This window comes from Rhizobium etli CFN 42, assembly GCF_000092045.1.
GTDB classification, from domain to species: domain Bacteria; phylum Pseudomonadota; class Alphaproteobacteria; order Rhizobiales; family Rhizobiaceae; genus Rhizobium; species Rhizobium etli.
In genome coordinates this window covers 3,940,694-3,952,760 of sequence record NC_007761.1, presented here as the reverse complement: position 1 = coordinate 3,952,760, position 12,067 = coordinate 3,940,694, and the positions used below count along the sequence as shown (strand labels likewise).

General features: G+C 62.6%; 12 protein-coding genes. 1 reads left to right on the top strand and 11 read right to left on the bottom strand.

Annotated features, from left to right (window positions below; genetic code table 11):
• Positions 1-2: 2 nt before the first annotated feature.
• The 11 genes from nuoK to RHE_RS19020 form a co-directional block, all read right to left on the bottom strand.
• Complete coding sequence (nuoK, locus tag RHE_RS19070) at positions 3-305, bottom strand: NADH-quinone oxidoreductase subunit NuoK (RefSeq protein WP_010029941.1); 303 nt, start codon at positions 303-305, stop codon at positions 3-5.
• The gene (locus RHE_RS19065) at positions 305-805 is read right to left on the bottom strand and encodes an NADH-quinone oxidoreductase subunit J (protein WP_011426938.1); all 501 of its coding nucleotides are present in this window, start codon (positions 803-805) and stop codon (positions 305-307) included. The genes nuoK and RHE_RS19065 overlap by 1 nt, the downstream gene beginning before the upstream one ends.
• Positions 806-1,221: 416 nt before the next feature.
• The gene (locus RHE_RS19060; RefSeq protein ID WP_011426937.1) at positions 1,222-2,352 is read right to left on the bottom strand and encodes a calcium:proton antiporter; all 1,131 of its coding nucleotides are present in this window, start codon (positions 2,350-2,352) and stop codon (positions 1,222-1,224) included.
• A gap of 158 nt (positions 2,353-2,510) precedes the next feature.
• The gene (locus RHE_RS19055) at positions 2,511-3,218 is read right to left on the bottom strand and encodes an SDR family NAD(P)-dependent oxidoreductase (RefSeq protein ID WP_011426936.1); all 708 of its coding nucleotides are present in this window, start codon (positions 3,216-3,218) and stop codon (positions 2,511-2,513) included.
• Positions 3,219-3,381: 163 nt separating this feature from the next.
• Positions 3,382-3,732, bottom strand: a complete 351-nt coding sequence (locus RHE_RS19050; protein WP_011426935.1) for a ribbon-helix-helix domain-containing protein — start codon at positions 3,730-3,732, stop codon at positions 3,382-3,384.
• Between the two features lie 25 nt (positions 3,733-3,757).
• Positions 3,758-4,354, bottom strand: coding sequence for a DJ-1/PfpI family protein (locus RHE_RS19045; protein ID WP_011426934.1), 597 nt, complete (start codon positions 4,352-4,354; stop codon positions 3,758-3,760).
• A gap of 147 nt (positions 4,355-4,501) precedes the next feature.
• Positions 4,502-4,894 (bottom strand): DUF779 domain-containing protein, encoded by a 393-nt coding sequence (locus tag RHE_RS19040; protein WP_011426933.1) that lies wholly within the window; start codon positions 4,892-4,894, stop codon positions 4,502-4,504.
• Between the two features lie 223 nt (positions 4,895-5,117).
• The gene (gene adh / locus RHE_RS19035) at positions 5,118-6,626 is read right to left on the bottom strand and encodes an aldehyde dehydrogenase (RefSeq protein WP_011426932.1); all 1,509 of its coding nucleotides are present in this window, start codon (positions 6,624-6,626) and stop codon (positions 5,118-5,120) included.
• Between the two features lie 166 nt (positions 6,627-6,792).
• Positions 6,793-7,752, bottom strand: a complete 960-nt coding sequence (locus RHE_RS19030; protein ID WP_011426931.1) for a helix-turn-helix domain-containing protein — start codon at positions 7,750-7,752, stop codon at positions 6,793-6,795.
• A 181-nt stretch (positions 7,753-7,933) separates the two neighbouring features.
• Positions 7,934-9,142 (bottom strand): TIGR03862 family flavoprotein, encoded by a 1,209-nt coding sequence (locus tag RHE_RS19025; protein WP_011426930.1) that lies wholly within the window; start codon positions 9,140-9,142, stop codon positions 7,934-7,936.
• 67 nt (positions 9,143-9,209) lie between these two features.
• A complete protein-coding gene (locus RHE_RS19020) occupies positions 9,210-9,632 on the bottom strand; it encodes a MerR family transcriptional regulator (protein WP_011426929.1) in 423 nt (140 codons plus the stop codon).
• 71 nt (positions 9,633-9,703) lie between these two features.
• Between RHE_RS19020 and RHE_RS19015 the strand changes: the two genes are divergently transcribed.
• Positions 9,704-11,950: a heavy metal translocating P-type ATPase gene (locus tag RHE_RS19015; protein WP_011426928.1), complete on the top strand. Its 2,247-nt coding sequence runs from the start codon at positions 9,704-9,706 to the stop codon at positions 11,948-11,950.
• Positions 11,951-12,067 lie beyond the last annotated feature (117 nt).

Genomic DNA, 12,067 nt, shown 5'->3' with positions numbered 1-12,067 from the left:
CGCTATCCTTTCATCATGGTCACGTCGTCGACCTTGAGGGTGGACTTGTTCCTCACGAGGGCGACCAGGATACCGAGGGCGACGGCAACCTCCGCCGCGGTGATTGCGATGACGAAGATCGCGAAGATCTGCCCGCGGAAATCGTCGTAGTAATGCCCGAAAGCGATGAAGTTGATGTTGACGGAGTTGAGCAAAAGCTCCAGCGACATGAGCACCACCAGAATATTGCGCCTGATCAGTACGCCCGCTGCTCCGATCACGAACAGGACCACTCCAAGCACAATATACCACCAGAGCGGAACCATCATTGCTGCTCCTTCCGCGCCAGCACGATGGCGCCGATCAGGGCCGCCAAAAGGATCACGGAGGCGATTTCAAACGGCAGGAGATAGTCGGCGAAAAGTGTTGTGCTGAGCTGCCTGAGCTGATCGCCGCCACGCATGGCGACAGGTTCGATGACCGAAAAGCGGTCACTCCAGAGCACCAGCACAAGCATCTCGACCCCAAGCAGAACGACCAGCACCAGAGCCGGCAGGTTGCCGCCCGGCAGGAACCGCTGCAACACCGCTTCGCGCACATCGATCATCATGATCACGAACACGAACAGGACCATGATCGCGCCGACATAGACAAAGATCTGGATGACCGCGAGGAACGGCGCCTCGAGCAAGACGAAGATGGCCGAGATATTGAGGAAACACGCCATCAACGCCAATGCGCTGTGAACCGGATTCCGCGCCAGGACCACCGTCAGGGCGGTGATCACGGACACCGTAGCGAACAGAAGAAAGAACCCCTGATCCATCGACGCCGACCCTCCGGCGCGAACTGTCACTCGGCGCGAGACGGCCGGCTTTGAGGTTACGCCGCAACTTCAGATGCGTTCGCAAATTGTGCCCTAGTATCGGATTTTTCACAAGTTTATTGTCATCGGCAGAGCGAAACCAAGCCAGCCCGATACCGCGAAGACCGCTCGCGACGCGCGCGTTCGATAGCGCATAGCAATCGGACAATCTAGCGTGGCCGCTAGCAGCAGGCGGTCCGACCGGAGGGGCATCTATCGGACATATCGTGCTTGTGTAGGCAATAGCGTCCTGCAGCTTCTTGCGTCCGCCAACTGAAGGGGCTCCCAAGCGACGACGGAGCATAAGTCTGACTAGGTGGCGAATAGCTCACCAGTGAAGACTTCATCTTCGCTGGTCGGTTCCTGCATGCCGGACATCATTGCTGGAAAATCAACAGGACGTAGGCCAGGAAAAGCACGAGGTGGACAGCACCCTGCATCAGATGCGTACGGCCGCTGGCAAAGGTAATGATGCTGACGGCGAGAGTGAGCAGCAACATCACAAGGTCTCCATGCTCCAGACCGAGGGTTACCGGATGTCCGTAAAGACGGCTGATGACGAGCATCGCCGGCACGGTCAGCCCGATGGTCGATAAAACCGACCCGAGAAAAATATTGATGGAGCGCTGAAGATTGTTGGCGATGGATGCGCGCACGGCGCTGATTGCCTCCGGGGTCGCGACAAGAACGGCCATGACGACACCACCAAATGCGGTTGGGGCCCGCAGGGTTTCGATGATGTAATCGATCGGCCGCGCGAGTTGTTCAACCAGGAACACCACAGGCCCCATATAGGCGAACAGCATTAGTGCGTGAGGCCACACCGGCGCTTGAGGAAGCGCTGCTTCGCCAGGAGGTTCGCGGCGATTGCTGCCGTCGGTGAAATAGCCCTGATGGCGACCGGCTTGCAGAAACAGAAACGTGGCATAAAGACCGACGGAGAGTGTGCCGAGGATCAATTGCCGTGGTGCCGACGGGTGCTGTCCGTCCGGGTCGGAAAGAAATGTCGGCATCACGAGGCTGAGCGTCGCCAACGGCACGATGACCCCGAGATAGGCGTTGGCCCCCTGGAGGTTATGCTGTTGCTCCGGCCGCCGCCATGCACCCAGGAGCAATGACAGGCCGACCATGCCGTTCAGGATGATCATGACGACCGCAAACAAGGTGTCGCGGGCCAGCGTCGGGTTGTTTTCGCCGTGAATCATCACGGCGGAAATCGCCATCACTTCAATCGAAGTGATGGCGAGCGTCAGAATGAGGGTGCCGTAAGGCTCATTAAGGCGCTCCGCCAGGTGATCCGCGTGCCGCACGACCGACAGAGCGGAACCGAGCACAACGGTAAATAGCCACGCAAAAACGACGGTGAACCAAAGCGGATCGGAAAGTCGGCTGAAGAGGTCCTCCCGGAAAACAAGGAACGCCAAGCTCGTCGCGATGCTGACGCCCAGGAACCACTCCTCGCGCATCAAGTCGACTGCGCCGGCGGGCAGTGCCGGCCCGTCAGCCATCGCAACCACCGTGATCCGGCAGATGCCGCCGGAATGCGATCATTGACACCATCGCCTGCCCGATCCCCGAGATAAAGGTCGCCCATTCGGCCCACAATAGCAAAAGGACCGCGCTCCAGGCCAGATGGCAGTGACCATTCCAAATGGGCACAGCTTGCCTATGCGCGGCCGGTGGCGGGGATCGCTGCGCCAGTGACGACGGCTGCGGCGGGCGATATCAGGAAGGCGATGAGCCGGGCGATCGACTGCGGCGATACCCAGGCGTCCGTTTTTGCATTGGGCATGGCAGCACGATTCTCAGGCGTATCGATCGTGCCGGGCAGAATGCAGTTGGCGGTAATGCGGTCGTCGCGGCATTCGGCAGCAAGCGCTTCCGTCAGCCGGATGACGGCAGCTTTCGAGGCTGCATAGGCGGCCTGATTAGGGCCGGCCTTCAGGCCGGGCATCGCAGCGACGTGTACGATGCGGCCATAGCCTGAAGCTTTCATCGTCGGGAGAACCGCAGCGCTGATCGTCAGCGCGGTGCGGGCGTTTGCCGTCATCATGGTATCCCATTGCGCAGGGGCCTCCGGCCCGACCGGTCCCATCTGAAAACCGCCGACCGTGTTGACCAATGCACCTACGCCGCCGAAGCGCTTGACGGCTCGGGCGACGGCGGCAGCGCAGGAGGCGTAGTCGGTGAGATCCGTGCCGGCGATCGATAGAAACTCGGTGGACGCAGGAAGCTCGCCGGCCAAAGTTTCCAGCTCCTGGCTCGAACGGTTCATACAGACGAGTTTGACGCCGGCGCCGGCAAGCTCCCGGACAACGGCGCTGCCGAGGTTGCCGCCGGCTCCCGTGACGATCACGGCTTTCTGGTCATTCATGGCAAGCGATCTCCTGACGGTGCCGGTGCTGGACGCCGCGCATTGTTGGTCCAGGCTGCGCCGCAACGCAACCCCTGCACAGCCGCGCCAGTCAGGTATCTTGAGACGGCGGTCGGAGCAGGGAGCCACTCCCGTTATCATCCCGGTTTCGTCGGACTGGCCGTCAGTGATATTTTTGCCGTTCGCGGCCGAGGATGACCGGCGCATCCAACTCAGAGATCGGGCGGTTGACATCTGCCGGGATGTCACCGGCGAGCTGCAGGTCGAGGTAGCGAGCGCAGCAGACGCGCAGGAAGGATGTGAAGTTTCCGAGATCATGGCCGGCATCGATTGATTCATGATGCAGCCGGGTAATCAGCTGCACAACGTTCATGCCGTCGCGCCGCGCAATTTCCTCGAGCTTCGACCAAAAGAAATTCTCCAGCCTGACGCTGGTGACCATTCCATCGATTCGCAGCGACCGGGTGGTGCTTTCCCATAGCCGCGCATCTGCCTTGATGAAGAGTTCACACATATCGTCCTCCCGGCCCCCCGCCTCCTCAGGCGGCGTTGGTTTCAGGTATTGACGAGGCATCGAGTACGGTCATGAACTGCCGCAGCCAGGAGGGATGCGCCGGCCATGCCGGTGCGGTGACCAGATTGCCGTCCGAGACCGCATCGGTGATCGCAATATCGGCGTAAATGCCGCCGGCAAGTTCGACTTCCGGCCGGCAGGCCGGATAGGCCGAGCAGGTGCGGCCCTTCAACACGCCGGCGGCGGCAAGCAGCTGCGCACCGTGGCAAATGGCGGCAACGGGTTTTCCAGCTTCGAAGAAGTGCCGGACCGATTTGATGACGTCGGCGTTGAGGCGAAGATATTCCGGCGCGCGGCCGCCGGGGATGACGAGGGCATCGTAATCCTCTGCCCGCACGCTGTCGAAAGTGGCGTTCAGCGCGAAATTATGGCCGCGTTTTTCCGAGTAGGTCTGGTCACCCTCGAAATCATGAATGGCGGTGGCGACGCTCTCACCCGCCTTCTTGCCGGGGCAGACGGCATCGACCGTATAACCGCAGGCGAGCAGCGTCTGGAACGGCACCATCGTTTCATAATCTTCGGTGAAATCACCGGTGATCATCAGGATCTTTGAAGCTGGCATCGCATCCTCCTTTGAAACCAACAGACGAAGATTAACAAAGACCGCTCTGCAGCAGGTACTATGGGAATACTACAGGCGAAATTCTCGGCCGGATAGCGTTCAGCTCCTCTCCCGCATGTAAGCCATTGCATCGACCGGCGGCAGGGATCAGACCCTCCTGACCCCCGTATCCGATACGGCACAGGCTTCGCCGCCGCCGAAGAGGCGGGAGCGGGTAAGAAAGCGTTTCTCGCGGCCGTTGTCGAGCGAGAACATGCCGCCGCGGCCCGGCACGACGTCGATGATGAGCTGCGTGTGTTTCCACGCCTCGAACTGGCTGGCGCTGATATAGACCGGTACGCCGCCGATTTCGCCGAGCTTGACGTCGCTGTCGCCGACCATGAATTCTTTGGCGGGATAACACATCGGTGACGAGCCGTCGCAGCAGCCGCCGGACTGGTGGAAGAGGATATCAGGATGATCGCGTTTGATCTCAGCGATCAGATCAAGGGCTGCGTCGGTTGCGAGAACTCGCGGTTCGCCGTTGACGGTCGTTTCCATCGGTCTTCCTCTAAGGTTTCGGGAGGAAGAAACTCCCCTCCCCAACCCCTCCACACAAGGGGAGGGGCTACGCTGTGGCACCGCCTCGCAAAACAACAAGCCGGATGCATAATATGCTGCGGCCCCGAGAGCGAATACGGCGAGCGCCGCACGTTAAGCCCCTCCCCCTTGTGGGGAGGGGTTGGGGAGGGGTCTAGACCTCTCCCACGATGCGAGATGCTTCTCAGAAGAAACCAAGCGCCTTCGGGCTGTAGCTCACCAGCATGTTCTTGGTCTGCTGGTAGTGCTCGAGCATCATCTTGTGGGTTTCGCGGCCAATGCCCGATTGCTTGTAGCCGCCAAACGCGGCATGGGCGGGATAGGCGTGGTAGCAGTTGGTCCAGACGCGGCCGGCCTGGATCTCGCGGCCGAAGCGATAGCAGCGATTGGCGTCGCGGCTCCAGACGCCGGCGCCGAGGCCGTAAAGCGTGTCGTTGGCGATTTCGAGCGCTTCCTTCTCGGTTTTGAACGTCGTGACCGAGACCACCGGTCCGAAGATCTCCTCCTGGAAGATGCGCATCTTGTTATGGCCCTTGAAGATCGTCGGCTTCACGTAATAGCCGTTCGCCAGGTCCCCGCCGAGATCGTTGCGCGAGCCCCCAGCCAGAACCTGAGCTCCTTCCTGCTTGCCGATATCCAGATAGGCGAGGATCTTTTCGAGCTGCTCGGTCGAGGCCTGAGCGCCGATCATCGTGGCCGGATCGAGCGGGTTGCCCTGCTTGATCGCCTCGACACGTTTGACGGTCTTTTCCATGAAGCGGTCATAGATCGATTCCTGAACGAGGGCGCGGCTCGGGCAGGTGCAGACTTCACCCTGGTTGAGGGCAAACATCGCAAAACCTTCGAGCGCCTTGTCGAGGAAGTCGTCATCCTCGGCCATCACATCGGCGAAGAAGATGTTCGGCGATTTGCCGCCGAGTTCCAGCGTCACCGGAATGAGGTTCTGGCTGGCATATTGCATGATCAGCCGGCCTGTCGTCGTTTCGCCGGTGAAGGCGATCTTGGCGATGCGAGGGCTGGTCGCCAGCGGTTTGCCGGCCTCGATGCCGAAGCCGTTGACGATGTTGAGCACGCCGGGCGGCAGCAGATCGCCGACCAGTTCAGCCCAGAGCAGGATCGAGGCCGGCGTCTGCTCGGCAGGCTTCAAGACGACGCAGTTGCCGGCCGCAAGCGCCGGAGCCAGTTTCCATGTGGCCATCAGGATCGGGAAGTTCCAGGGAATGATCTGGCCGACGACGCCGAGCGGCTCGTGGAAGTGATAGGCGATCGTATCGTGATCGATCTCGCCGATCGAGCCTTCCTGGGCGCGGATGCAGGAGGCGAAATAGCGGAAATGGTCGATCGCCAGCGGAATGTCGGCCGCCATCGTTTCGCGGATCGGCTTGCCATTGTCCCAGGTCTCGGCCTGCGCGAGCAATTCCAGCCTGTCTTCCATGCGCTGGGCGATCTTCATGAGGATATTGGAGCGCTCGGCAGCGGAGGTGCGGCCCCAATTTTCCTTGGCCGCGTGAGCGGCGTCGAGCGCGAGATTGATGTCCTTTTCATCGGAACGGGGAATGTCGCAGAGCTTGCCGCCGGTGACCGGCGTCAGGTTTTCGAAATACTTGCCTTCGACCGGCTCGCGCCACTCGCCGCCGATATAGTTGCCGTATTTAAGCTTGAACGGCGACTCGACGATTTTCTGATGCAGCATGTCATCCTCCCATGATGAGCCAGGTTCCCAAGTGAACCAGTGGGAAGAAAATGTGCGTGTTTTGGCGAAGGGAACAGGGCGGCTCTTTCATACCGCAGTGCACAGTGTCGCAGAGTTGCGACAGGATCGAGTCACGATTGCCGTCGTGGCGGAACCTTTAAGCCGATCAGTGGAGGTCGAGCTTCTTCATCTTCCTGTGCAGGGTGGCGCGGCTGATGCCAAGCGCGATCGCCGCCTGGGAGACGTTGCCGCCGGCGCGCGACAGAGCCCGTAGCAAGGCTGCCTTCTCCGCCTCGACCATCTCTTCCTGCTGTGAGACGACGGCTTCGCGGAGAGCATCGGCGGCCGGAATGCCGGCGGCGATTCGCTTGTCGTCCAGCTGCAGCGCAATGCGGGCGGCGCGCGTCGCCCCGAGCACGAGGTCATGCCGGTCGACGGCCAGCAGGGCGGCGGCCGAGTTGGCGCCGGCCGGAACCACCAGAAAGCGGGCGCTGGGAAAGGCCGAACGAAATAGGTTGAGTTCGATGCGCATCGCCGCATCGCGCACGGTCTGCATCAGGATCGCCAGGGTCATCTCGTTGACGTCTTCACGGCAGGTGGAGATGTCAAGGGCCGCGGCCAGCCGGCCACGATGATCGCGGATCGGCGCCGTCGTGCAGCTGAGGCTGGTATTGGCGCAGAAGAAATGCTGGTCGCGGAAGATGGCGACAGCGCGTTCATCGGCAAGCGCGGTGCCGATGCCGTTTGTGCCGATGCTTGCCTCGGTCCAGACGGAGCCGGTCCAGAGGCCGAGTTCGCGGAATTCCTTGTCGTCGCCGGCCGCTCCCCGCCGCTCCAGCGCAATGCCATTCTTGTCAGTCAGAAGCAGGCAGCAGCCGGCCTTGCCGACGATGGTGAAGAGGCGATCGAGCTCTTCGGTCGCGCTGGCAATCAGCTGCCCGGACTGCTCGCGGGCGCGGCGGAATTCCTCATCGGTCAGGCGCAGCGGCGCCCGTTCGTCCTCGGGGGCGAGCTGGTGCATGGTCATGCATCGCCGCCACGAGGCGACCACCGGAGAGCTGGCCGCGGCGGAATCGCGCTGAGCAGAGGTATAGACATGCTCTGCATGCGCTGACTGTTCGTGCATCTGCTCCTCCCACGGAACTTCAGCACAGTCTGATGGAAAAGCGGCCGGTTTGCAATTGCACGCTCGGCCGCCTTCCTCTGCACCCTTGGTGATCAGACGCAGTGCTGAAAAGCGATCAGTGACCGTCGCACGACATCTGCTCCCCTTCATTGATCTAGATCCGGTTCAAGACCATCGATGTCTATCGCGACAGCCAGGCCTCGATGCCGCGAGCGGCCGCTCTGCCGGTCGCAAGGCAGGCGGTGAGGAGATATCCGCCGGTCGGCGCCTCCCAGTCGAGCATCTCGCCGGCGACGAAGGTGCCCGGCAACGCCTTCAGCATGAAGCCTTCGTCGATGCTGGTCCAGCGAATGCCACCGGCAGAGGAGATCGCCTCGGCGATCGGCCTCGTATCGAGAACCGGTATCGGCAGAGCCTTGATCATGCCGGCGAGACGTTTGAGGTCGGTTCGATCGCGCTCGGGTGCGAACTCCCGAAACAACGCCGCCTTGACACCGTCGATGCCGGCACCCTTGCGCAGGCGGTTTGAAAAGCTTGATTTGGCGTCCTGGCGCGCGAGGTCGCGGGTCAGCCTTTCGAGCGTTCGGCCCGGGGCGAGGTCGAGCGTCAGGGCAGCGCTGCCGTGGCTCTCAAGCCGGTCGCGGAGGCTTGCCGCGTGGGCATAGACAAGGCTGCCCTCGATGCCGTTTGCGGTGATGATGAATTCGCCGGGAAAGGTGCCGGCATCGGAGGTGGCGGTGACCGATTTCACCGGCTCGCCGGCGAAGCGCTCGCGGAAGTTTTGGCTCCAGCCGACGACGAAGCCGCAATTGGCGGGCTGGAAGGCGTCGATCTCGATACCCCTCTCCAATAGCCACGGCGGCCAGCGTGCATCGGAGCCGAGGCGCGGCCAGCTGGCGCCGCCGAGCGCCAGCAGGGCTGCGTCGCAATGGACGATGCTGCGTCCTTCCGGCGTTTCGAAAACATAGCCCTGATCGGCAAAACCGATCCAGCGGTGGCGGGTGCGCAGTGTAGCGCCCTGCGCCTCCAGCCGTTTGAGCCAGGCGCGCAGCAAGGGAGAGGCTTTCATCACATCCGGGAAGACCCGGCCGGACGAGCCCACGAAAGTCTTGGTCCCGAGCCCTGCTGCCCAATCCCTGACATCGTCAGGGGTGAAGGCATCGAGCGCCGGGCGCAGGCGGGCGGAGGCGGCGCCGAAGCGCGTGGCGAAACGGTCGTAATCCTCGGAATGGGTGATGTTCAGCCCCGACTTGCCGGCCAGCAGAAACTTGCGGGCGAAGGTCGGCATGGCGTCGTAAACCGTCACCGCATGGCCGGAGAGCGTAAGCAGTTCGGCGGCCGCCAGGCCCGCCGGGCCGCCACCGATGACGGCAATTCGCTTCTGGTTCATGAATGTCTTAGCCCGATTCTTTCCGGTGCAGTTTTGGCGCGGCTGCGCCTTGCCTTCAAGGGCGGGATCAGTGATGGGAATGCGTGCACTGGCCGTGGTCTGCGAGAACCTCGATGACGCGGCATTGGTCGACGCGGCCGTGGCCGCAACCTTCCACCATCGTTTCGAGCTCGGCCTTCAGCGCCATCAGGCTGCGGATGCGCTGCTCGACCTCGACGAGGCGGGCCTTGGCGATGGCATCGGCCGAGGCGCAGGATTGGTGAGGATCGTCCTGCAGGGTGAGCAGCGTGCGGATCGCCTCGATCTCGAAGCCGAGTTCGCGGGCATGGCGGATGAAGGTGAGGCGGCTGATATCGGCAGGTTCGAAGGAGCGCTGGTTGCCTTCGCTGCGGCTCGGGGCAGCGAGCAGACCGATGCTCTCGTAATAACGCACCGTCGGCACTTTGACACCGCTCCGGCGAGCGGCTTCGCCGATCGTGATCTTTTTCATGATTTTCCTCTTGCACCTCTAGTCGCTAGAGGATGTAGGAGGGATGCTTCTGTTTGACAAGGAAGCGGATCATGGCTGAGACGAGCGAGACACGATACCGGGTCGGCGGCATGGATTGCGCCGCCTGTGCGACCAAGATCGACACGGCGGTCAGGCGCGTGGCGGGTGTTGCCGATGTATCCGTCTCGGTGGTGGCGGGCACGATGACCGTCCGGCATGACGGCAGCAGCGACCTCAAGGTGATCGAGAAGAGGGTGACGGGGCTCGGTTATTCGGTTTCGCCCATCGTCGGTACCGTCGCGCCGGCGCAGAACCACCGCTCGCACGATCATCATCGTCATGATCACGCGGGGCGCGACCATGGCGATCACGATCATGAAGGTCATGATCATGATCATGGCCATGCCGAGAAGGAAATCGAAGGCCTGCATGGGCATGACCGTGGGTCGATAGCCGCTCCGTGGTGGCAGAGCAGGAAGGGCCAGCTGACCATCCTCTCGGGTGCGGCGCTGATTGCCGCCTATGCCTTCGGCCATCTCGTGCCTGCCATCGGGTCCTACGCTTTCATCGTCGCCATGCTGGTCGGTCTGGTGCCGATCGCGCGGCGGGCTATCATGGCGGCGCTTTCGGGCACGCCCTTTTCGATCGAGATGCTTATGACGATCGCCGCTGTCGGCGCCGTCATCATCAATGCGGGAGAGGAGGCGGCGACCGTCGTTTTCCTGTTCCTCGTCGGCGAACTGCTCGAGGGCGTGGCAGCGGGCAAGGCGCGCGAAAGCATCCAGTCGCTCACGGCGCTGGTGCCAAAGAATGCTTTGTTGGAAGACAATGGTCAGACGCGGGAGGTTCCGGCGGAAAGCCTTGCCGTCGGCGCTATCATTATGGTGCGCCCGGGTGACCGCATTTCGGCGGACGGCGTCATTGTCTCCGGCGAGAGCGCGATCGACGAGGCGCCGGTGACGGGCGAGAGCACGCCGGTGCGCAAGAGTGTCGATGCCGTCGTCTTTGCCGGAACCGTGAACGGCGATGCGGTGCTCAGGGTACGCATCACGGCGGCCGCGGCCGACAATACCATCGCCCGCGTCGTCAGGCTGGTCGAGGAAGCGCAGGAATCGAAGGCGCCGACCGAACGTTTCATCGACCGGTTCTCTCGCTATTACACGCCCGGTGTGGTGGTGGTCGCAGCACTGGTCGCGGTGGTTCCGCCGCTATTCCTCGCCGGCGCCTGGAGCGAATGGATCTACAAGGGCCTTGCCATCCTGCTGATCGGCTGCCCCTGCGCGCTTGTCATCTCGACGCCGGCGGCGATTGCCGCCTCGCTTTCGGCAGGCGCGCGGCGCGGGCTGCTGATGAAGGGCGGCGCGGTGCTGGAAACGCTCGGCAAGCTCACGATGGTCGCCTTCGACAAAACAGGCACGCTGACGGAAGGCAAGCCTCAGGTGACCGATATCGTTGCCTTCGGATTAAGCGAGGCGCAGGTCTTGTCGCGCGCGGCGGTGCTGGAGCAGGGCTCCGGCCATCCCTTGGCGCTGGCGATCCTCAACCGTGCTTGGGCGGACGGCGTCCCCGTGCCGCCGGCCTTCGAGCTGGAAGCGCTGCCGGGCAAGGGCGTCAGCGGCAAAGTCGGCGGCGAGACGCTGGACCTGCTGTCGCCATCCGCGGCCCGGGAGCGCGGAGCCCTCGATGGCGAAAAGGATGCAGGCATTGCTGTTCTGAACGACGAGGGCAAGAGCGTATCGGTGCTGCTCGTCAACGGCGTTGCGGCCGGCCTGATCGCCATGCGCGACGAGCCGCGCGAGGATGCGGAAGCCGGGCTTTCGGCGCTGAAATCGGCCGGCGTCAAGGCGATGATGCTGACGGGCGACAACAAGCGGACGGCTGCAGCCGTTGCCGGCATGCTCGGCATCGACTGGCGCGGCGAGATGATGCCTGAGGACAAGCAGAAGGTCGTCGGCGAATTGAAACGCCAGGGTTTCATCGTCGCCAAGGTCGGCGACGGCATCAACGACGCGCCGGCGCTGGCGGCTGCCGATATCGGCATCGCCATGGGCGGCGGCACCGATGTGGCGCTGGAGACGGCCGATGCCGCCGTGCTGCACGGGCGCGTCGGCGACGTGGCGCGGATGATCGAACTGTCGAAACGGACGATGCGCAACATCCTGCAGAATATTACCATCGCGCTCGGTCTGAAGGCGGTGTTTCTGGTGACGACCATTGCCGGCATCACCGGGCTCTGGCCGGCGATTCTTGCCGATACCGGCGCCACCGTGCTGGTGACGATCAACGCGCTCAGGCTGCTTCGAGTAAAGGGACAATGACTATTCGGGGCGACTCGCGCCGGGCCGGGAAACAAAAATCTGAGGCCCGGCTACAGGCCATCCGAACCTTCTCCACAGCCTCACTTCGTTAAGCCTTCGTTAGCCATGTTTTTCACA

Bases quoted from the DNA above. Each gene is read 5' to 3' on its own strand.
- nuoK (WP_010029941.1), bottom strand. From the start codon at position 305: ATGGTTCCGCTCTGGTGGTATATTGTGCTTGGAGTGGTCCTGTTCGTG.
- RHE_RS19065 (WP_011426938.1), bottom strand. From the start codon at position 805: ATGGATCAGGGGTTCTTTCTTCTGTTCGCTACGGTGTCCGTGATCACC.
- RHE_RS19060 (WP_011426937.1), bottom strand. From the start codon at position 2,352: ATGGCTGACGGGCCGGCACTGCCCGCCGGCGCAGTCGACTTGATGCGC.
- RHE_RS19055 (WP_011426936.1), bottom strand. From the start codon at position 3,218: ATGAATGACCAGAAAGCCGTGATCGTCACGGGAGCCGGCGGCAACCTC.
- RHE_RS19050 (WP_011426935.1), bottom strand. From the start codon at position 3,732: ATGTGTGAACTCTTCATCAAGGCAGATGCGCGGCTATGGGAAAGCACC.
- RHE_RS19045 (WP_011426934.1), bottom strand. From the start codon at position 4,354: ATGCCAGCTTCAAAGATCCTGATGATCACCGGTGATTTCACCGAAGAT.
- RHE_RS19040 (WP_011426933.1), bottom strand. From the start codon at position 4,894: ATGGAAACGACCGTCAACGGCGAACCGCGAGTTCTCGCAACCGACGCA.
- adh (WP_011426932.1), bottom strand. From the start codon at position 6,626: ATGCTGCATCAGAAAATCGTCGAGTCGCCGTTCAAGCTTAAATACGGC.
- RHE_RS19030 (WP_011426931.1), bottom strand. From the start codon at position 7,752: ATGCACGAACAGTCAGCGCATGCAGAGCATGTCTATACCTCTGCTCAG.
- RHE_RS19025 (WP_011426930.1), bottom strand. From the start codon at position 9,142: ATGAACCAGAAGCGAATTGCCGTCATCGGTGGCGGCCCGGCGGGCCTG.
- RHE_RS19020 (WP_011426929.1), bottom strand. From the start codon at position 9,632: ATGAAAAAGATCACGATCGGCGAAGCCGCTCGCCGGAGCGGTGTCAAA.
- RHE_RS19015 (WP_011426928.1), top strand. From the start codon at position 9,704: ATGGCTGAGACGAGCGAGACACGATACCGGGTCGGCGGCATGGATTGC.